The sequence below is a fragment of the Bacteroides faecium genome, from assembly GCF_012113595.1.
Taxonomy (GTDB): domain Bacteria; phylum Bacteroidota; class Bacteroidia; order Bacteroidales; family Bacteroidaceae; genus Bacteroides; species Bacteroides faecium.
This window is the reverse complement of sequence record NZ_CP050831.1, coordinates 3,861,830-3,881,814: the sequence shown is the minus strand read 5'-3', so window position 1 is coordinate 3,881,814 and position 19,985 is coordinate 3,861,830. Positions and strand designations below refer to the sequence as shown.

Genomic DNA, 19,985 nt, shown 5'->3' with positions numbered 1-19,985 from the left:
GGAAATTGTTCCGGTAAACGAAACATTACTCCAGTTTTTGCCTGTATTCGGCAGGCGAAATCCCATAGCGTTTTATAAAGGAACGATAGAAAGTTGTATATGACGAATAGCCCACTTCTTCGGCAATAACAAACATGCATTGTTCTTCTTCCGATTGCAGCCTGTCTACAAACTCGGATATGCGCAAGGTATCAATATACTCAGAGAGAGTCTGCCCGATGGACTGACGGACGCAACCACTTATATAGGTGCGGTTGGTTCTTAGATGTTGCGCCAGGATACTCCGGTTTAATGAAGGATTTCGATACAGTTTTTCTTCACGTATTAGCAAATCAAGTTGCTTAAACAAGTTCAGTTTATGAACTTCCATTGTCAGACAATTTACATTTTCCATTTCCCTAATTTTGTATGAAGCAAAAATAATAGAAACGAAAATACATCCGGTTTGCAATGGCGCAATTACACTTTACAAATCCACAATTTAACGTCCCAAAATAGCAATTAATGTGGGACAGCCGCTTTTTTCTGTATTTTTTGGTAATTTATCGGTCTTATTTCATATTGTTACAGCATATGGCATTTCACCATACTTGTCAAAGTGCCTCTTGCGCTTTCTTAAATTCATAGGGTGTCATGCCAGTTTTTTTCTTAAAAAGATTATATAATATCGGGGTACTGTTGAACCCGGATTCAACAGCTATGGCACGTATCGTATAATGAGGATGAGTCTTTAACAGTTTGATTGCATAATTCACACGAAGTTCGTTTATATAGCCATTGAAATTAGTTCCTGTGCACGCTCTTATCATTCGGGCGAAACGTGCATTATTCAAGTGTACTATGTGAGCCAAATCTTCCCTTGACAGTTCCGGCGAAAGATATAATTGGTCTTGGACGACTACCCGGTTCAACTCTTGGAATATTTTCCTGTTCTCTTCTTCTTCCCCGCTGACTTCACCTGTTTCGTCGTCCGAAAGCTCTTCCAATTCTTCGGATGAGATTAATTCCGGTTCTATCTCCGATATGACAGCTTGCTGTCCGTATGCTTCCGACAACTGGTTGCCGTCTTTCCTATTGGCGAATTTCTCGTTTATAAGCCGGGCAAGCGTCCTGTTCTTATACTCGACTATATGATTGAAACGCCACAAACGCCATACAATAAACAAAGTCAATACAACAATACATGCAAGGAACCAGAGAGTTATATTTCTTATTCTCAGTTGAAAGGCCTGTTCGGCGATATATTCTTCTTTTTCAGAGGCGCCATACATTGCATTCAATTCCAATGCGGCATTGTTCCTATCGCGGGTATTGATGCTGTCCGTTATGGCTAAAATTGTTTCACGTATCTCCGCAACTTCTTTGTATTTATGCATACCCAAGTATGCCTTCACTTCATGCCGGAGGACAGTCAGATATTGTTCGTTCAAAGTGTCCTGCTGGGTTTTCATCAGTTCCTTAAACCCTCTGCAGTTATCAATGACTTTTTCATATTGCCCGGAAAGCATCAAATAAGGGACTGAATACATTTTTCCATCCGGAGTATGTGATTCTTTCTTTGACAAGTATTTCTGATAATATTGCTCCGCCTTCTCATTTTTCTTCGCAGTGCAATAGATGTAGGCCAATTTGGCATATAAATAACTATATTGGCCGTCTACATAACCGTCGGGAATTTTAGGTAATGCTTGAAGTCGTCCAATCAGCTTCTCACGCTCAAAAGCAATTTCCAAAGCCTCATCAATTCGGGAATCAGTCATCAGAAAGCTCATTTCCGCTCCATAATAATATGAAAGCAACATCATTTCCCGCATCTCCTTTGAGCCACGCAGCAGTTCAATAGTCCGGTTGAAATAATCATATGCCTTATCTTTAAAAGATAATCTCCAGTTATTCTCTCCCATGCAGAAGAACAACCTGGCTTTCGCCTCCCTGTTCTCTAACTCTTGTGCCCGCCCGATTCCTTCCAATGCATAATGCATACTTTCATTATATTTGCTCATCATTGCCGAGAATTCAGCCAAATATACTATCATTTTCAGCATGTGTTCCGGGTCTTTCTGGTATATGGAATCAAGCAAATAAGCTTTTCTTGCATACATAAATGCGAGTTTGTTCATATACATATTACTATATGACAAACTACGCAATTCGTTTATAACCCGCAAAGAAATTGTTTTCCTGTTCTCCGCTTCGTCCAGTAATTGCAGGGCACGCTTAGAGTCGGAGATATAAATATCCCTGATATACTTTTCAGTATAGAGAGAGTCACCATTTATAGTTTTATCAGCCCTCGAAAATTGATTGTGTACAAATAAAAGCACTAAAATACATACCAAAAAACGCATAAAATCTTACCGTGTTTAATCATTCAGCATCCAAAGGTATGTATTTTCTATAAAAAGTGCAAGAAGGAATTTAATTTTAAGCAACCTAAATTGCCTTCTTTACCCAGACAGCCAGGTTACGGGCATCAACGGAAAATTCACCGTTCCCTTCTTCATCCAAAGTGACTTCTTCCCCAATGCTTCCGGTTATTTCGTGCCATATCTCACCCTTATGCCCTTCACCCAAGCTCATCGTCTTACTGCCGGCTTCATCATTGGACATTAAAAAGACCAGTCCCGAACCCGTATGCTCCTCATCTCCTGTGCGAATAAAACCGATAGTGGAGGGATGATCGAAATATTCAACCTGGTCGCCATAAGCATATTTTCTTCTGGCGTCCAACAAAATGTCCAAGATCTTGGTATGTGGGGATTTCTCTCCTTTTATTCCATAGTAATCCCCATAAAACAGGCAAGGATAACCATCTTTCATCAAGAGAATAAGTCCATATGCCAACGGTTTGAACCAGTCTTCTATTTGGGACTCCAGCGAACTTCCCAACTGCGAGTCGTGATTATCGACAAATGTCACAGCCAAATCACAATGATGTTCGACCAGTGTATCCTTCAGGATATTCCGCAAATCATATTCTTTACCTTCCTGTGCTGCCTGAAACATATTATAATGTAACGGGACATCAAACAGATTCACCTTATGCCCTACCGTTTCCACATAGGCGTCGAGTGTTTCCAAGTCACCGTTCCAGTATTCACCTACGGCATAAAAATCATCTCCCCGCTCACTTCTCACCGCATCAAGAAATTGTGCGATAAACTGGTCTTTCATATGCTTGATAGCATCCAACCGGAATCCGTCGAGTCCAAGTTCACCGGTAACCCATTTCCCCCAACGGTTCAACTCGGATACAACCTCAGGATGGTCCAAATCAATATCATTACACAACAAAAAATCATAATTGCCATTCTCATTGTCCACTCCCTCGCTCCAGGCTTTTCCTTCTCCCTGGATCTGAAAGACTCCGCTACGTTTCTTGGCGTCGTCAAATCCCGTACCGGAGAAGTGATACCAGTGCCACTTAAAATCCGAATACTTGTCCTTACGTCCATGGAAGCTATATCCGGTCCAGCCCTGTATCTCATACGGTTCGCCCAACGCCTTGTTCCTTTCTTTGGGGTCAACCTCCACGACCATAAACTTTTCGGTAAAATCACCGCCTGCCTTATGGTTCAGCACTACATCCAGATAAACCGCAATATGATTTTTGTGCAATTCGCCAATCATCTCTTTCAGTTCATCCTTCGTTCCGTACTTTGTCCGTACTGTCCCTTTTTGCTCAAATTCACCCAAATCATACAAATCATAAGTTGCATATCCTTCATCCTGCTGCTCGTCGGCTTTATAAGCAGGCGGAATCCATACTGCGGTTACGCCAATATCATGAAGATGCGACGCGTCTTCCTTTAATTGTTTCCATAACTTCCCGTCATTCGGGAGATGCCATTCAAAATACTGCATCATTACACCATTTTCCATATTCTATTTTTTTTAATTGACGAGTATAGAACAAGTTGCAATGGAATAAAGTTCCTTCACAAGTATGAATTATTAGCAAAATGGTAGGAATTTGCCCATAAACCGAACGAACAAATGCTAAACAGCAGAAAGTTCAAGAATATGGTTCATGCAACGACGAAAAATATCTTAATAATCCTTTTTATATCCATATTTACCGGGATGACAGCAATAAATTCTGTTTGTTCTGTTGTTTCTCATCATACCAAACAAGAACATACCGGTTCATTTACACCACATAGGCATTGATTATTTTAAACAGTATTAATATAAAATTGAATGTATGAGAAAATTAAAAAATCATCCGTCCGCAGACCAATTGGAGTCGTATGACAAGTATCCATGTTATGATGGGAATGATCTCGAATTGGTCTATACACCCGAACAATCCGTTTTTACACTTTGGGCGCCGAGCGCGGACAGGGTTCGTTTAAACCTGTACCCCGCCAGCGAAGGAGGAGAAAAAGAAGAACAACTGGATATGGACATGGCAGAGAATGGCACCTGGCGTATCAATGTCAACCGTGACCTGAAAGGTTCTTTCTACACCTTCCAAATAGAGAAAGACGGCAAATGGCTGGACGAAACGCCCGGCATTTGGGCTAAAGCTGTCGGTATCAATGGTAACCGTGCGGCTGTAATCGACTGGAATGAAACGAATCCGGAAGATTGGGAGTCTGACCAATCCCCCGAGCTGAAGATGTACTCCGACATTATTCTCTATGAATTGCATCATCGCGATTTTAGTATTGATCCGAATTCGGGCATCAAGAATAAAGGAAAGTTCCTTGCTCTGACGGAAACCGGAACCAAGACACCCGAAGGGGAAGCTTCCGGCTTAGATCACTTGAAAGAACTGGGCGTAACACATATCCATATCCTGCCTTCATTTGATTTCGCCACGGTAGATGAGACGAGCCTGGAAGAAAATAAATACAATTGGGGATATGACCCGAAAAATTATAATGTGCCCGACGGAAGTTATTCCACCGACCCGGCTAATCCCGTCACCCGCATCCGTGAGTTTAAAGAAATGGTGAAGAGCCTTCATCAGAACGGCTTCCGCATTGTACTCGACGTGGTATATAACCATACCGCTTCCACCGATCATTCAAATTTCGAACTGACCGTCCCCGGATATTTTTACCGTCAAAATCCTGACGGGTCTTATTCCAATGCATCCGGCTGCGGAAATGAGACGGCATCAGAGCGCGAAATGGTTCGCCGTTATATCATCGAATCTGTAAAGTTCTGGGCGAAAGAATACCATATCGACGGTTTCCGGTTTGACCTTATGGGGATACACGACATTGAAACGATGAACCACTTGAGAGAAGAACTGCTGAAAATTGACCCGACAATCTTCGTTTACGGTGAAGGTTGGGTAGCAGCAGATTCCCCATTGCCTTTCGAGCGGCGGGCAGTAAAGGAGAATGTCGGACAGATGGAAGGTATTGCCGTATTTAATGATGAGTTTCGGGACGGACTGAAAGGAAGTACCTTCGACGAACAAGAACCCGGATATGCCTCCGGAAATATAAACGGACATTTCGAACCGGTTAAATATGGTATCGTCGGCGGCACGCAGCACCCGCAGGTGGACTATGGCGGATTGCTTTATTGTGATGCCCCTTACGCCGGTGCTCCCTCGCAAATGATTAATTTCGTGTCGTGCCATGACGGATACACTTTGGTAGACAAGTTAAGGCTATCCGTAAAGGGCGAACATGCTGAAGAGGAATTACCCTCTATCGACAAATTGGTACATACGGTACTTCTGACCTCACAAGGAATCCCTTTCATCCGTGGTGGCGAAGAAATCATGCAAGATAAACAAGGAGAACCAAACAGCTACAAGTCACCGGACTCTGTCAACCAAATCGACTGGGCTTTGAAAGCCAAGAACCGTGATATTTTTGATTATATCAGAGGATTGATTGCACTCCGTAAAGCGCATCCAGCCTTTCGCATTCCAACAGTAGAGGGATTGGAGCAATGGCTCCATTTCCTTGATACGGGTGATTCCGGTGTAATTGCTTATACATTGGGCGAATATGCCAATGGTGACGAGTGGAAAGAAATCCTCGTAGCTTACAACGGTAACCGGAATCAGGCGGAAATCAATATTCCGGAACAGGACTGGATAGTGGTTTGCAAAGACGGACAGATTCATTTGGATAGTCAGGAGCATTGGCCGGGAGGAGATATTTCTATCACAGCCTCATCCGCTCTCATCCTGTATAGACAGTAGAACCGGAACCAGTTTTTAAAATGTACAATTAAAAAAACAGTTAGAATATGTTAGAAAATGAATTCTTAGGAAATACAATCCAGAACTGGATTATTTCCATAGCTTTTATCATAGGAGCAATTATTATCGTAAAACTGATATCGTTATTAAGCAAGAAAGTTCTGAAACCATTAATAGGCCGGACTAAGAATCATCTGGATGATGTTATTTTTTATTCTTTAGAACCACCCTTCAAGTTTGCCATTATCCTGTTGGGTATCTGGCTGGCCATTCACCGATTGGTTTATCCGGACAGTTTTGTGAAGGTGGTAGACACAGCCTATAGCATTTTAATCGTTCTGGACATCACTTGGTTTTTCGGTCGCCTGTGCAGTGGCTTGCTCCAGGTTTATTGGGGACATCAGCCCGATAGGCATGCCAATAAAATGATGCCGATCATCAAAAGGACTATCCTGGTTATTGTCTGGATTATTGGTATTATAATGGCATTGAGTAACGTCGGTGTCAATATCAGCGCACTATTGGGAACTCTCGGTATCGGTGGTATTGCATTCGCTCTGGCGGCACAAGACACAGTAAAGAATATCTTCGGTGCTTTCACCATCCTGACGGACAAGCCTTTCAGCATCGGAGATACGATTCGTGTGGATAACTTTGAGGGAACAGTCGTTGATGTAGGCGTCCGAAGCACAAAGGTTATGAACTACGACAAACGTATCATCACTTTCCCGAATTATAAGATTATCGATGCTTCTATCATCAATATCTCTTCCGAACCCATGCGCCGGGTAGTGCTGAATCTCGGACTGACGTATGACACAACTGCCGAAAAGATGAAAGAGGCCTTGGAGATTTTAAAAGCTCTTCCACAAAAAGTGGAAAATGTTTCTTCCAGCCCATCCGATGTGGTTGCTGTCTTTACAGAATATTCAGACTCTGCACTGGATATCATGTATATCTACTACATCGAGAAGCAAGGAGATATATTAGGAGTGACTTCAAATATGAATATGGAGATTCTGGCTTCTTTCAATAAGGCAGGGCTTGACTTTGCATTTCCTACAAGGACGGTTTATATACAAAAAGATGAGCCGGAAGACAGTACAGAAGATGCCGATATATGATAAATAAAAGTATCCGGATCACTTAATCCGGATGCTTTTGTTATTTTAATACTATACGTTACCCTGTTTCTATCTTTTCAACTAATATACACTAGCCGATTGAATAACAATCTTTTCCAATAATTCCTGCATTTTTCCAATCACCGGTTCGTTATCAAGCCCGTATCCTGCCGCCATCACTCCCATCTGTGGGAATGCCACCCACACACTGCCTTTTTCATCTTCCCATGCGGAAATTTTCAGTGGTAATTCGATAGAGATGCTTGGATTGTCCTGCATCAATTTAGTTCCCACTTTAGGGGAGCCAAAGACAATTACTTGATTCGGACGTAGTTCAAGACCTACATCTTGCGCATTCTTACCATGGTCGAATTTCGCAAATACGGGGATTCCCCTATTTTTCAATATCTGTTCGAGACGTGCCATCGTTTCTGCTACACTGAATTGGCTTTCATAAGTGTAAAGCAAGTTATCATTGGTACCCGTCCCCATTTTGCCGCTATCAAAAGCGGCCGCTATCTTACGTCCCAGATTCGTTAAATCAACACCTTCTTTATTGGCAAGGAGAGTGACACAAACCAGCTCGGAAGCATCAGTGAAGCGACTCAAGAAAGCGGAATGCCCGGAAACATTTCCTTTGATATCCATCAGACCTTTATGGTTATAGAACTGCCAACCGGCTATGGCAGGAACTATTTTTCCATTCGCAAGCTTCGTAGGCTTATAAATCAAGTCACGATTCTCTGGCTTGGCAATCAGGACACCTCCCGCAAGAGCAATATCCCAATGACTCACGTTTTCTGCAGACGCACAGACATCTGAGAAACCTTTCATTGCTGTCGGGCTCACAGAAGGAGCCTTTACCAGTTTCCCATCTTTCTCTATATATCCGGTAGTCGTTTCCGACGGGTTGATGTAGTCTTTGTCCTTTTTAAAAGCCTGATGTACATTAGCGGTAGTCGTTACATCTTCCTGTTTCACTTTTGCCAAATCCTCACCGAAATAAGTTTGTTGCAGACCAAGGTAGTCAATTTGATATTTTTTCACGAAATCATGATACGGCATTTTGCCCGCTTTTTCAATGATAGAAGTCAGTAGCAAAAAGTTTGTCGCACTTTGCTTCACATCGGTACCGGGTTCAAAAGCCAAGGGAATACTTTCGACTGTCTTAATAAGTTGCAAAGGCTGATAGTTTTCCGACACATTGAATCCTGCCTGCGCACGGTAATCCGCAATGCCGGAACTGTGTTGCAACAATTGAAGGATACTAATACTTTTCCAGTTTTCCGGAATATCCTTGAGATACTTTCCGACAGGGTCGTTCAGTTCCAATTTGCCTTTTTCATACAGCTGCATAGCCGCTACAGCCGCATAACCTTGTGAAACAGGCCCTACAGGCCAAAGTGTTTTTACCGCAGCCAGATTACCTTTTTCTAAATCCGTAACCCCATAGCCTGCTACACGCGGAATGTAAGGAGCCTGCACAATGGCAAGCGTCATGCCCGGTATCCCCTGCTCTTCCATAAATTCATAGATCATCTGGTCAATAGCTTTTCCTTGATAGGCTACACGTACACTTCCTCTTCCTTCCTGTGGCAGTTGATTTTCATACTTCTTCATAATATTTTCTCCTTCCTGAGCTAACACCGTTCCCGATATTAATAGTGCTGTTAAAAATAACAATTTCTTTCTCATAATTTTCCGTTTAACAATTAAGTTATTCCATTGTTTTCTGATGTTGCAAAGATAGGGGGGTAAAAGTCGAGGTGAAATGACGATATGGCATATATAGTTAGCTATTATTCCCGATAGAGGGTATTATAGCTAACTTTTGTGGCTTTTCAATAAAATAACCTTAATATAATAATGTTTCTAGAGGAAACTGAATAGTTGAAAGCAGAATAATTGCTACATTATCTATCATATTGATAACGTCACTAAAATAGAGATAATATTTGCAGTAAGACAGACATAAGAGGATAAAAAAAATAGTCCTGCAAATCGTTGAATTTGCAGGACTATTTACTTCTTCTCTTCGGACTTGTCCGAATATTTCAGCGGAGAGGGAGGGTATTGAACCCATCCATCTAACCACCTATATTTCAGCGTCTTTAGCTTCCAATATTTCAAATAGGTAACGAAACAGTAACGATTTTTGCAGGGTTATTTGTCCGGCTTTGTCCGCTGTTTGTCTGCCTATCTCACGGGTTCAAAGATACAACTCTTTTCTGAATTGCGCAAATGTCTGAATATAAATGTTTAGCGATTAGTGCAAGGTGCAAGCTATATATCTATATATACTTGCACCTTGCACTTAAAGTTCTTTCTTATATCTTGTGGGGTTTAACCCAAAGTGTTTTCTAAAAAATTTATTGAAAGCACTTTGAGTTTCAAAACCTAACAAAAAAGAAATTTCAACTAATGATATATTCTCTTTTAAGTATTTGTTTGCTAATTCTTTTCTCACATCATCAAGAATTCTTTGGTATGAAGTGTTTTCAGATAACAACTTTCGTTGAAGAGTACGGTCACTCATATTCAAATCACGAGCAACACTTTTCAAACTGAGATTTATTCCCGGAATAGTTTGAAGCATGTACCTACGAACAATAGATGAAACGGATTGCGGCTGTTCCTTATCAAGTAGCCCAGAAATCAACTGCTCGGCTATAAACAGCATTTCAGGATTTGCATTGGTGATATGAGTTTCCAGTATCTCCTTTTCAAAAATCATTATAAATGGCTCATTGAACTTTACCGGACACTGCATCAGAGTTTCCAGCAAATCAGGTGTAGTTTCTTGCTTATATGGAGAACAAACCGATACAGGAATAATATGTTTCCCAGTCAAAGCATAGATAAGTTGAAGTATGATACCATATTGAGACTCGTAAATATGCCTTGTTGCGATTGGATAGTTTTCCGAAAATTCGTTTGCAACTCGCATTGAATGATAAAAATATCGTTTATCAGAATGGTTACTAAATAAACATACCGTATTGACGGCAGGAGCATAAAGAGGTGATTTTTGAAATACATCTTTCAAAGTACGGCAGTTCTGATATATATTAAGTATTACTCCCATTACGGACACGGGAAAGTTAAAACCCATTTTAAGTCCTATACGTATGTTAGGTCTTTGACTTGCAATATATTCAAGAAACCGACCTACAATGCTGCCATCAACCTTATTTGTCGTTTTCTCAAATAATGAACTATCAATACCTAACACGCTGAACACCTCTGCTTCGTCCATTTCAAGCAGACTTACCTGTCGTAGTATAATATTAAATGTCCCTGCTGTTAAATACATAAATCAAACATTGGCGTGATTGGACAAATTTATGGCTTAAAATTCAATTCTCCAAACACAGAGCGAAGTAACTTTGCAAATAATTTGTAAAACAATAAAATTAAAGATTATGAATGAATTAGAACTAATTGTAAGCCTATTCCCTATCGTTTTTATGCTTCACGAATTTGAGGAAATTATCGGCTTTAAAACTTGGGTCATTAAAGACGGATTATGGATTGCAAAGAAGTACCCCAAAGTAGCTAAACAAATTTCGATTTATGAGCGATTATCAGTTCCGGCATTTGCATTAGCTGTATTGGAAGAATTTATACTTATTGGCATTGTAACAGCTTTGGCTTTAACCTTACAATGGTATAGTGTATGGATTGCCGTATTCTTGGGATTTTCACTTCACATTTTCATCCATATAGGTCAGTGGATGATGGTTAGAAAATATATCCCCATTATTATTACATCGCTTTTATCTCTACCCTATATTTTTTTGGGAACACACAAAATTTTCTCGGAATTTTCTTTAAGTATGATTATTACATGCTTTGTCATTGGAACAATAGTGCTAATAGTTAATCTACGCTTCGTTCACAAATTAGCTTTACGATACGATAAAATCAGGAAGAAATGAAAATAGTTCTATTGATTAATCATAACGGTAAAATTAAGAAAGGTAAGAATGTGTTTGATGCAATCACTCTTGATTGCAGATTATATTTTGAATAAAAGTATGAAACAATACACTGATAATATATTGTTTAAAATCAACGCAGAGATAGAAATATCTTGTATAGATAGTGATGTTTCTTCCGATAAAGCTCTATATATGATTGATTTCATTAGACCATTATTTGAAGAACTAAGAGAGTTTATCCACCAATATACTTTTCAGGATGCTAATGAAGAAATATTATTCTTCAAGGATATTAAGCCATTCATTTTAAGCAAACTGATATATTTTAATGACATATACCTACTTGAATTAAGAAAGCCGAATGGCAGTAAAGAAGTCCTAAAAGAGTATTATAAGAAAAAACAAACGGCAATAACAGAGTTTTGCAATGCTAATCTTGACTTCTACCAATATTATCGTTCTAAAGCCACCCACTTAGATAGATATTATTTCCTTAGAGAACATGAGAATTACAAATTATGCCATAACTGTGGTATGTTTGATAAAGACCCATTGTTTTCAACTTGCTGCGACCATAGGGTTGCTAAGATGTTGGCTTATGATATGCTGGAAATATATCTGCAACAACGATTACAGGAACTTGAAAGGAAAGAAGTAATAGAGAATAGCAGAACTTCATTACCTGACAATCCTTTCCTATGGACGGGTACAAAAATAGCTGCTATCGAATTGGGATATGCCATCTATGCTGCCGGAGTGCTTAATAATGGAAACGCTGATATAAAAGAGATAATGACTTATATAGAAGCATCATTCAAAATAGATTTAGGAGATTATTACCGGACTTATCTTGCAATAAGAGAAAGGAAGAAAGATAAGACATCATTCCTTACCAACCTTATAAATAAGCTCCTGCGAAAAATGGACGAAGACGATAAGTTATAATAAACTTCCTTTAAAAAACTACCAAGTTACTACCAACTTGGTAGTTTTTTATGCCCTATTCTAAAGTAGATTTTCACCCTCTTTTCTCCTTGTTTCACCCTGTTTTAGCATCAATTCCCACAAAAAAATAAATCAACCAACTTGGTAGTATCTTGTAAGTTTTGTCTTTTGCAACTCCCGACCTTTGCAGCAAATCAATTAGTTAGCAAAATGGAGATAATAACATTCGAGTCAAAAGCCTATAAGGATTTAGACAACAAAATTACCGCTATCGCCGATTATATATTCAATCATACAGAAGCGGAAAATACCAACGAAGATGAAATTTGGGTGGACAGTTACGAGGTCTGCACATTTTTAAAAATCAGTGAAAAGACACTCCAACGTCTGCGAGTGGCTGGAACTATTGCCTACTCTAATATTCGTGGGCGTTACTTCTACAAAATCAGCGAAGTAAAACGGATGCTGGAAGAACGCCTGATAAAAAGCAACAAGGATAATATTAACGACCTAATAACCAACCACCAACTATATGTTAAGGAAAGAAGAAATATTAGAAAGGACAAGTAACGGGCTATCTGTGTTCAAGCACTATGTACCCGGTAATTGGCGGATAGGTAGAAATTTCTTAAATCCGCTTTATGAAGATAATAAAGCATCCTGTAACATCTATTTCGACCGCCGTAATGGTATCTATAAGATGAAAGATTTCGGCAACGATAGTTATAGCGGTGATTGTTTCTTTTTCGTGGGGCAACTTAAAGGGATGGACTGCAATAATTCGATGGATTTTGTGGAGATACTGGAAACCATCGACCGGGATTTGGGATTGGGACTGGCAACAGGCAATCCGATACCTGTTACCCGTACTTCTTGTCGTATAGTAGATGATATACCGGAAGAAACACCTGAAAGAGAAAGCAAACCTTACCAGTTCAGGGAACAAAAGTTTCCGCTTGCAGAATTGATGTACTGGCAACAATACGGTATTACACCGGGAGTATTGGAATTATTCAAGGTCTGTTCTTTACGGGAATTTCAGAGTGTAACAGCGGATGGAACACCGTTTACTTATACTTCATCTGTAACAGAACCTATGTACGGATATAAAAGTAAGCGGTATATAAAGCTATATCGTCCGTTCTCGAAAACTCGTTTCCTCTATGGTGGTAATTTTGGCGATAATTATTGTTTCGGTTTGGAACAACTACCCGCAAAAGGTGATACGCTGTTTATTACGGGTGGCGAAAAAGATGTCATGTCATTAGCTGCACATGGTTTTCATGCTATCTGCTTCAACAGTGAAACGGTGACTGTTCCGCCTACCCTGGTTTATAAACTGACGTTCCGTTTTAAACATATCATCCTATTGTATGATACCGATAAAACGGGAAAGGAAAGCGCACGTAAACAGGAAAAACAGTTGGAAGAATTTTCTGTAAAACGATTGGTTTTACCGCTTTCCGGCACAAAAGAGGAAAAGGATATTTCCGATTATTTCAAAGAGGGTAATACCCGTGAAGATTTCCTGAAACTGTTTATTGAATTTTTAGACAACCTATATAGTGATACATTGATTATGCTTAAATCGTGCGAAATAGACTTCAACAATCCCCCTGCAAAAGCACAGGTGATAATCTCTGCCGGGGACGTTCCACTGGGGACACAAGGAAACCTGTTCGGCATTACGGGTGGTGAGGGAACAGGTAAAAGTAATTATATCGCTGCTATGTTAACGGGCTGTATTTGCCAGCCAAATAAGGAAGTTGATACTCTCGGTATACAGATAACAGCCAACAGTAAACGCAAAGCGGTATTACTCTATGATACAGAACAGTCCGAAGTACAACTGTTCAAGAATGTAAGTAACCTGTTGGCACGTGCGAAGCAACCAGACAAACCGGAAGAACTGAAAGCGTTCTGTCTGACGGGTATGTCCCGAAAAGAGCGTCTGCACGCTATTGTTCAGAGTATGGATAAATTTTATTATCAATATGGGGGCATACAGTTAGTAGTGATAGACGGTATCGCCGACCTTGTGAAAAGTGCCAATGATGAAGCGGAAAGCGTGGCTGTGATAGATGAACTCTATCGATTGGCAGGAATTTATAATACTTGTATTCTCTGCGTACTACACTTCGTACCTAACGGATTGAAGCTACGGGGGCATTTAGGCTCGGAACTACAACGCAAAGCGGCAACTATCCTTTCTATTGAAAAGGATGAAGAACCCACACAATCTGTGGTAAAAGCCCTGAAAGTCCGTGACGGTAGCCCTTTGGACGTTCCTTTGATGCTTTTTGCATGGGACAAAGCAGCCGGGATGCACCTTTACAAAGGGGAAAAGCCACGAGAGGAAAAAGAGAAACGCAAGGAAAAGGAACTGGTAAGCGTTGCCCGTGATATTTTCGGACGGCAGACACATATCACCTATATAGACCTGTGCGAACAGTTGCAGCAGATTTTGGACGTAAAAGAACGTACTGCAAAAAGCTATGTCCGCTTCATGCGGGAACGGGATATTATCATTAAAGACCCGTCCAACCAAAGTTATTTTATGATTGGTTTAATTTAATCAGGTAGCCTTATGTATATAGATAAAGATGATTTTACCGCATGGATGGAACGTATCATGGATAGGTTCGATATGCAGGACAAGAAGATAGACCGGGTGATAAAAGGACGTAATTGTTTGGATGGGGAAGAACTACTGGATAATCAGGATTTATGTTTGCTTCTGAAAGTAGCCCCCCGAACACTGACCCGTTACCGGAAAAAAGGAATACTCCCTTACCTTATGCTGGACGGTAGATGTTATTACCGGGCAACGGATGTACACAAGTTAATCCGTGAGAAAACCGACTAATTTTTTCTTTTCTAATAGCTTTTAATCCTGTTTTGTCGTGAGATAAGGCAGGATTTTCTTTTTACTGTTCGGGAATATCCGGGACTTTGAGTATATTTGCAACTATTTCATTAGACAAGAACAGTAGAAGTTAAAAAACTTCTACCCTTATATATAACATAACGTTCGCAAAACGTCTCATTACGAAAACTGGTAATTTTCAAAAGAGAAGAGATACTATGCGCAATGTTCATGCTATACTTTCGTATAGCGTGGGCTTGCCTGTTTCTTCTCTTAGGTATACCAGTGCCTCGTAATGGAACAGTGTAGGTTCACGCTTCTTTTTTAGACGGACTAGCGAACAGTTTATTAGTACAAACTGTTAAATACCCAATTATGAAACAATTAAAAGCCTGTATTGCTGTATCTCTTGATGGCTTCATAGCCCGAAAAGATAACGATTTGGATTGGATGCCTGAAAGCGTAGGAAAAGAGATTTCAGCAATGCATGAACTGCCCGGCGTACTTCTTGCCGGATTAAATACCTATAACATGATTTTTGAGCGTTGGGGCGGATGGCCGTACAAAAGTAAAAAGACTTTTGTAGTGTCCCACTACGACACCAATGTGACCGAAAAGGAGAATGTAACCTTTCTTACCGATATGCCTTTACGGGCAATCAATGAACTTAAATCAAGTTCGGAAACCGACATTCAGGTTATTGGCGGCGGTAAGTTTATAACCTCGCTGATTGAAGCGTCCCTGCTGGATGAAATAACGCTGTATATCGTTCCGGTCATGCTGGGGGACGGTATCAAGTATATAGGCAAGACTTTCGGGTCGAAGTGGGAACTGACCGGACACCGGGTTATAGACAATCAGGTCGTTTGCCTGACCTACCAGTATAAAGGAGAATGATTAAAAAAAGCACCCGGTGTCCCTCCGGGTGCTTCAACCACAAAAATTTCAATTATAAATCTATCTATAATGAAACTTTCTGTGGCAAATATAACTATTTCCGTCTTATTTCTTCGGTTTGCCTTTCTTTTCAGGGAATACGAAAGTAACATTAAACTGCTCGTCAAAAGCAAGTGAAGCGTCAAAGACTTTGCCGTTCTTGCTTTTAAAGCCTTTGATTAGCCCGGTTTTCCCGGTAGTCACCAGTTCGGTAATCTGTTTGTCCGTTAGCTGCTTGTCGCTCTTGTTGCGGAAGATGGTAACGGAACAATCCACATTGGAACATTTGGCGACTTTCGGATAGAAAAGGATGTGTCCGGTCTTGCATTTCGGGCAGATACAACCACTACCCGAAGCGAAAGAAAGCTGAACGTCCAAAAGTTCAGCCGTGATTTGCCGTGCATACACCTCGATACCTTTACGGAACGTGTCGGGGTTCATTTCTCCGCTTTCGATTTTGGCAAGCGTGTTTTCCCACATTCCCGTCATTTCAACGTCTGCTATCTTCTTGTCCCGGATGATGTTGTAAACGGCAAGACCCTTTTCGGTCGGGACAAGGTTCTTTTTCTCCCGAACGATATACTGGCGGGAAAACAGCGTTTCGATAATGGCTGCCCGTGTTGCGGGCGTGCCTATACCCGTATCTTTCATGCTGGCTTTCAGGTCGGCGTTTTCCAGTTCCTTACCCGCTGTTTCCATCGAAGAAAGCAAACAGCTTTCCGTGTGTAACGGCTTGGGCTTGGTCTGTTTCTCCAGTAGTTCAATGCCGGAAAGCGGTAAACTATCTCCGTCCTGCATGGCGGGCAGGGTGGCGTTATCTTCCCCGTTCTCTTTCTCGCCGAATACGGCACGCCATCCGGCGGACTTGATTACAGACCCTTTGACCGTGAAAAGTGAACCGGAACAATCCAGTACAACACTGGTAATGTCTTTGACACATTTTTCAGAAAAGGCTTCCAACATTCGTCCGGCTATCAGTTCATAGATTGCCTGTTCGTCCGTTTCCAGTTTACCGGGCAGGTTTTCCGTTACTATCAGGGCGTGGTGGTCTGTTACCTTGCCATCGTTCACGGAACGGGAATTTAAGGCTTTGCCTTTCATTCCGGCAGCATACCCGGCAAAACGGGCGTATTGTTCCAAATTGACAAGACGTTCCGGGATTTCCTCGAACACGTCCTGTGAGATATAACGGCTTCCGGTTCGGGGGTAGCTGATTAGTTTACCCTCGTATAACTTTTGTGCGATGGATAGGGTTTTGTCTGCGGAAAAGTTCAGTTTCGTATTCGCTTCTTTTTGGAGCGTGGTTAAATCATAGAGTAACGGCGGTTCTTGGTTCACTTCCTTACGTTCTACGGTTTTCACCTGTACTGTTTCCGCTTCCTTTATCCTTTGCAGCGTGTCGATGGCGGGCTGCTGCATATCGTACTTTTCTGTGGATAGTGCCGTAAAAGTTACATTGTCCTTAGTTGTCTGTAATTTCAGTTGCCAATACTTTTGCGGGACAAAGTTCTTGTTCTCTAAAAAGCGGGTACATATCATTGCCAACGTGGGCGACTGTACCCGTCCCAAAGAAAAAATGCCTTGTCCGGCTGCCACGCTTAAAGCCTGTGTACCGTTTATGCCAATTAAATAATCCGCTTCGCTGCGTGCCTGCGCCGAAAGGAATAGGTTATCATACAGGCTACCGGCTTTCAGGTTTTGCAGTCCCTCACGGATTGACTTGTCCGTAAGACTGCTTATCCATAAACGGACAAAAGGCTTGTTGCATCCGATATACTGGTAGATGTAGCGAAAGATAAGTTCTCCCTCTCTCCCTGCATCGGTAGCGACAATTATCTTATCCGACTGGTCGAATACTTCTTTGATTACCTTTAGTTGTTTCAATGCGCCGGGGTCTGCCTTGTACCCTTTTTCCGCTTTCACTTGTCGGGGTGTAAGTTGAAAACTATCCGGGATAATAGGCAGACTTTCCCGGCGGAAACTCTGTATGCCGTATGCTTCCGGCATTGCCAAACCTACAAGATGGCCGAACGCCCAGGTAACGAGATACCCGTTACCTGAAAGATAGCCATCCTGTTTTTCACTCGCTCCTAAAATACGGGCAATGTCCCTTGCCACACTTGGTTTTTCTCCGATTACTGCAATCATTCTAATTTTGATTTTAATTGTTCCACTTCTTTTTGTCTTAGGATTTTCCGGTCATAGTAGATGTGATAGCCATCTATATAATATTGTCGGTTCTGCTCGTCTATGGCTTTCCAGTCTGTTTTGTAACAGGTGAAGAAAAACAGAGCGAAACCGACAACCGGGATAAGGATTAATACCGCTATCATCTTTTGCGTCCCCTGCTCTGTTTGGGTTTGTCCGCCTGCTCCTGCTTCTCCTTTTTATCCTGCTTGGTTTTTTGTTTTTCAGTGGGCTTGTCCTGACCCTTTTTCAAGGGTTCTTTCACTTTCTTGGTGGCTTCGTTGGTCTTGCCCTCCGAATTGACCGCTACCTGTGTGCGGTTCTTGCTTGCCGGGGTAATTTCTTTCACGGCGGAACGGTCAAAGCTGGGATTGTCACTGTAAAAGCCTAACTTCTTCTTATCATGGTTCACCTGAATATAAGCATCGTACTCGACCCCCCGCTTGTCTTTCAGCCCGGCAACAAAGATGGTCTTGTCATTGACTAAATCCTGCTGTTGCTGGCGGGATAGCTCTATTCCTGAAATGCTTTTGGGAATGGTTACACCGTCACTGGTGACAAGGCTGTTCTGCTGCGTCTGTTTCTGCCCTTGCTCCTGTGACTGTTTGGTATTGGGATAGATAAATTCCAGACTTTTCTTGTCCGCATTGACCTGAACAGTTGCGGAAAAGGGATTTTTACGGTTGGAAATCATATTTTCAAGGAATACCCCTTTTCCTTCCCGTAAGGCTTGCTGCTGTTCCTTGTTCAGTTTGACACCCTTTATTTCATCCGGTATTTGGACGCTGCTTGCACGCATGGAAACCAGTTCGTTTGTTACCTTATCCACGCTGACGAAAGAGGGTATCATTTCTTCCGTGATATAGTTTTTCAGGTTTACTACCCGTCCCATGTTTCCCGTTTCAAGAAGATTGGCTTTGTCCTCTTTAGAAAATTCATGTCCGAAAAACGGGCGTTCAAGTTCCGGCTTTTGTCGGATGCCGTGTATCGCCAAAACTACATTCCCGTCTTTGTCGTGCCGGAAAGATAAACGTGCGTCCAGTTTCATAATGGCTGAATTGTAGTTTCCGGCGATGGTAAACGCTCCGGGCGACTTGTACCCCCTTAGCATGGGTTCTAAAGCCTTTGACTTTTCAAGCTGTTCTTTGGATAGACCGAAGTTTTTCAGGGCTTCCCAGTCCACCTTATCCGGGTCGATAACATACTTGCTTTTGTCGGGCTGCTGCGGTGCTTGCGCCGTTGCTCCCGTTTCTTTGGCTGGCTGCTGTGGTTGTTGGGTTTGGGTTTCCTGCTGTTCTTTCTTCGCTTCCTGCTTCACGGTTTCAGGTGTTACCCGGTAACGCTCTATGCCCGCTTCGTTTTCAGGTGTCGGATGATTGAAGTTATCCCTGATTATCGGCTCGATTTTGGGAAGTTCAATCTTAGGGATTTTGAAGAAGTTAAAACGGGTCGGGTTCTTCAACTGGTTCATCATGTTGGAAAAGAAGTTGGAAAAGAAATCACCGTGACGGTCGAATTTCAGAAGTTCACTGTTGTTCTCCGGTGGTACGGTTTGGAGTTCCCCGTTTTCATCTACGCCTTTTACTGCGCTGATTGTCTTTTTCTCCTTATCCAGTACAAGAAGAATATCCATCATCTGTTCATCAGTGGTGGATTGGCTGGCTGTGTTTACATCCATAACTTTTTGAATTTTAGTGAATAAATAAAAATTTCGGAAGTAAAAGTAAGGATGAAATAGAGTATATTTAAGGATTTGGGAACGGGTGGCTTCATTAGTCCTCGTTTGTCCTTATTTGTCCACAAAGCATAAAAAA

Annotated in this window: 16 protein-coding genes; 8 read left to right on the top strand and 8 right to left on the bottom strand. The window is 41.5% G+C overall.

Annotated elements, in window-relative coordinates; translation table 11 throughout:
- Positions 1-25: 25 nt before the first annotated feature.
- The 3 genes from BacF7301_RS14125 to BacF7301_RS14115 form a co-directional block, all read right to left on the bottom strand.
- Complete coding sequence (locus BacF7301_RS14125) at positions 26-394, bottom strand: helix-turn-helix domain-containing protein (protein WP_167963732.1); 369 nt, start codon at positions 392-394, stop codon at positions 26-28.
- Between the two features lie 199 nt (positions 395-593).
- Positions 594-2,348 (bottom strand): helix-turn-helix domain-containing protein, encoded by a 1,755-nt coding sequence (locus BacF7301_RS14120; protein ID WP_167963730.1) that lies wholly within the window; start codon positions 2,346-2,348, stop codon positions 594-596.
- An 85-nt stretch (positions 2,349-2,433) separates the two neighbouring features.
- Positions 2,434-3,882 carry an alpha-amylase gene (locus BacF7301_RS14115; protein ID WP_167963728.1) on the bottom strand — a complete coding sequence of 483 codons (1,449 nt, stop codon included), beginning with the start codon at positions 3,880-3,882 and terminating at the stop codon, positions 2,434-2,436.
- 322 nt (positions 3,883-4,204) lie between these two features.
- Here BacF7301_RS14115 and pulA point away from each other — a divergent pair, with 322 nt between their 5' ends.
- Both pulA and BacF7301_RS14105 read left to right on the top strand, forming a co-directional pair.
- Positions 4,205-6,172 carry a type I pullulanase gene (pulA, locus tag BacF7301_RS14110; RefSeq protein ID WP_167963726.1) on the top strand — a complete coding sequence of 656 codons (1,968 nt, stop codon included), beginning with the start codon at positions 4,205-4,207 and terminating at the stop codon, positions 6,170-6,172.
- A gap of 47 nt (positions 6,173-6,219) precedes the next feature.
- The gene (locus tag BacF7301_RS14105; RefSeq protein ID WP_167963724.1) at positions 6,220-7,296 is read left to right on the top strand and encodes a mechanosensitive ion channel family protein; all 1,077 of its coding nucleotides are present in this window, start codon (positions 6,220-6,222) and stop codon (positions 7,294-7,296) included.
- Positions 7,297-7,377: 81 nt separating this feature from the next.
- On the opposite strand, the gene BacF7301_RS14100 is transcribed toward BacF7301_RS14105, so the two are convergent.
- Positions 7,378-8,991 (bottom strand): serine hydrolase, encoded by a 1,614-nt coding sequence (locus BacF7301_RS14100; RefSeq protein WP_167963722.1) that lies wholly within the window; start codon positions 8,989-8,991, stop codon positions 7,378-7,380.
- A gap of 619 nt (positions 8,992-9,610) precedes the next feature.
- On the bottom strand, positions 9,611-10,552 hold the full coding sequence (locus tag BacF7301_RS14095) for a helix-turn-helix domain-containing protein (protein WP_167963720.1): 942 nt from the start codon (positions 10,550-10,552) through the stop codon (positions 9,611-9,613).
- Between the two features lie 166 nt (positions 10,553-10,718).
- Here BacF7301_RS14095 and BacF7301_RS14090 point away from each other — a divergent pair, with 166 nt between their 5' ends.
- The 6 genes from BacF7301_RS14090 (at position 10,719) to BacF7301_RS14065 (ending at position 15,945) form a co-directional block, all read left to right on the top strand.
- On the top strand, positions 10,719-11,234 hold the full coding sequence (locus BacF7301_RS14090) for an HXXEE domain-containing protein (RefSeq protein WP_167963718.1): 516 nt from the start codon (positions 10,719-10,721) through the stop codon (positions 11,232-11,234).
- 99 nt (positions 11,235-11,333) lie between these two features.
- Positions 11,334-12,182 carry an RteC domain-containing protein gene (locus BacF7301_RS14085; RefSeq protein ID WP_048693609.1) on the top strand — a complete coding sequence of 283 codons (849 nt, stop codon included), beginning with the start codon at positions 11,334-11,336 and terminating at the stop codon, positions 12,180-12,182.
- 210 nt (positions 12,183-12,392) lie between these two features.
- On the top strand, positions 12,393-12,752 hold the full coding sequence (locus tag BacF7301_RS14080) for a helix-turn-helix domain-containing protein (protein WP_048693537.1): 360 nt from the start codon (positions 12,393-12,395) through the stop codon (positions 12,750-12,752).
- Positions 12,715-14,757, top strand: coding sequence for a bifunctional DNA primase/helicase (locus tag BacF7301_RS14075; RefSeq protein WP_048693534.1), 2,043 nt, complete (start codon positions 12,715-12,717; stop codon positions 14,755-14,757). The genes BacF7301_RS14080 and BacF7301_RS14075 overlap by 38 nt, the downstream gene beginning before the upstream one ends.
- A 12-nt stretch (positions 14,758-14,769) precedes the next feature.
- Positions 14,770-15,048, top strand: coding sequence for a helix-turn-helix domain-containing protein (locus BacF7301_RS14070; protein WP_048693531.1), 279 nt, complete (start codon positions 14,770-14,772; stop codon positions 15,046-15,048).
- A 375-nt stretch (positions 15,049-15,423) separates the two neighbouring features.
- Positions 15,424-15,945 (top strand): dihydrofolate reductase family protein, encoded by a 522-nt coding sequence (locus BacF7301_RS14065; RefSeq protein WP_048693528.1) that lies wholly within the window; start codon positions 15,424-15,426, stop codon positions 15,943-15,945.
- Between the two features lie 105 nt (positions 15,946-16,050).
- Here the strand turns inward: BacF7301_RS14065 and BacF7301_RS14060 are convergent, their stop codons facing one another.
- The 3 genes from BacF7301_RS14060 to BacF7301_RS14050 are packed head-to-tail and all read right to left on the bottom strand — an operon-like array spanning position 16,051 to position 19,849.
- On the bottom strand, positions 16,051-18,132 hold the full coding sequence (locus BacF7301_RS14060; protein WP_048693525.1) for a type IA DNA topoisomerase: 2,082 nt from the start codon (positions 18,130-18,132) through the stop codon (positions 16,051-16,053).
- On the bottom strand, positions 18,129-18,317 hold the full coding sequence (locus BacF7301_RS14055; protein WP_048693522.1) for a hypothetical protein: 189 nt from the start codon (positions 18,315-18,317) through the stop codon (positions 18,129-18,131). Before BacF7301_RS14055 ends, BacF7301_RS14060 begins: the two co-directional genes overlap by 4 nt.
- Entirely contained in the window at positions 18,314-19,849 is a 1,536-nt protein-coding gene (locus BacF7301_RS14050; protein WP_048693519.1) for a DUF3945 domain-containing protein, read from the bottom strand. Before BacF7301_RS14050 ends, BacF7301_RS14055 begins: the two co-directional genes overlap by 4 nt.
- Between the last annotated feature and the right edge of the window lie 136 nt (positions 19,850-19,985).

Bases quoted from the DNA above. Each gene is read 5' to 3' on its own strand.
- BacF7301_RS14070 (WP_048693531.1), top strand. From the start codon at position 14,770: ATGTATATAGATAAAGATGATTTTACCGCATGGATGGAACGTATCATG.
- BacF7301_RS14080 (WP_048693537.1), top strand. From the start codon at position 12,393: ATGGAGATAATAACATTCGAGTCAAAAGCCTATAAGGATTTAGACAAC.
- BacF7301_RS14075 (WP_048693534.1), top strand. From the start codon at position 12,715: ATGTTAAGGAAAGAAGAAATATTAGAAAGGACAAGTAACGGGCTATCT.
- BacF7301_RS14105 (WP_167963724.1), top strand. From the start codon at position 6,220: ATGTTAGAAAATGAATTCTTAGGAAATACAATCCAGAACTGGATTATT.
- BacF7301_RS14050 (WP_048693519.1), bottom strand. From the start codon at position 19,849: ATGGATGTAAACACAGCCAGCCAATCCACCACTGATGAACAGATGATG.
- BacF7301_RS14100 (WP_167963722.1), bottom strand. From the start codon at position 8,991: ATGAGAAAGAAATTGTTATTTTTAACAGCACTATTAATATCGGGAACG.
- BacF7301_RS14115 (WP_167963728.1), bottom strand. From the start codon at position 3,882: ATGGAAAATGGTGTAATGATGCAGTATTTTGAATGGCATCTCCCGAAT.
- BacF7301_RS14090 (WP_167963718.1), top strand. From the start codon at position 10,719: ATGAATGAATTAGAACTAATTGTAAGCCTATTCCCTATCGTTTTTATG.
- BacF7301_RS14055 (WP_048693522.1), bottom strand. From the start codon at position 18,317: ATGATAGCGGTATTAATCCTTATCCCGGTTGTCGGTTTCGCTCTGTTT.
- BacF7301_RS14120 (WP_167963730.1), bottom strand. From the start codon at position 2,348: ATGCGTTTTTTGGTATGTATTTTAGTGCTTTTATTTGTACACAATCAA.
- BacF7301_RS14085 (WP_048693609.1), top strand. From the start codon at position 11,334: ATGAAACAATACACTGATAATATATTGTTTAAAATCAACGCAGAGATA.
- BacF7301_RS14065 (WP_048693528.1), top strand. From the start codon at position 15,424: ATGAAACAATTAAAAGCCTGTATTGCTGTATCTCTTGATGGCTTCATA.
- BacF7301_RS14125 (WP_167963732.1), bottom strand. From the start codon at position 394: ATGGAAAATGTAAATTGTCTGACAATGGAAGTTCATAAACTGAACTTG.
- pulA (WP_167963726.1), top strand. From the start codon at position 4,205: ATGAGAAAATTAAAAAATCATCCGTCCGCAGACCAATTGGAGTCGTAT.
- BacF7301_RS14095 (WP_167963720.1), bottom strand. From the start codon at position 10,552: ATGGACGAAGCAGAGGTGTTCAGCGTGTTAGGTATTGATAGTTCATTA.
- BacF7301_RS14060 (WP_048693525.1), bottom strand. From the start codon at position 18,132: ATGATTGCAGTAATCGGAGAAAAACCAAGTGTGGCAAGGGACATTGCC.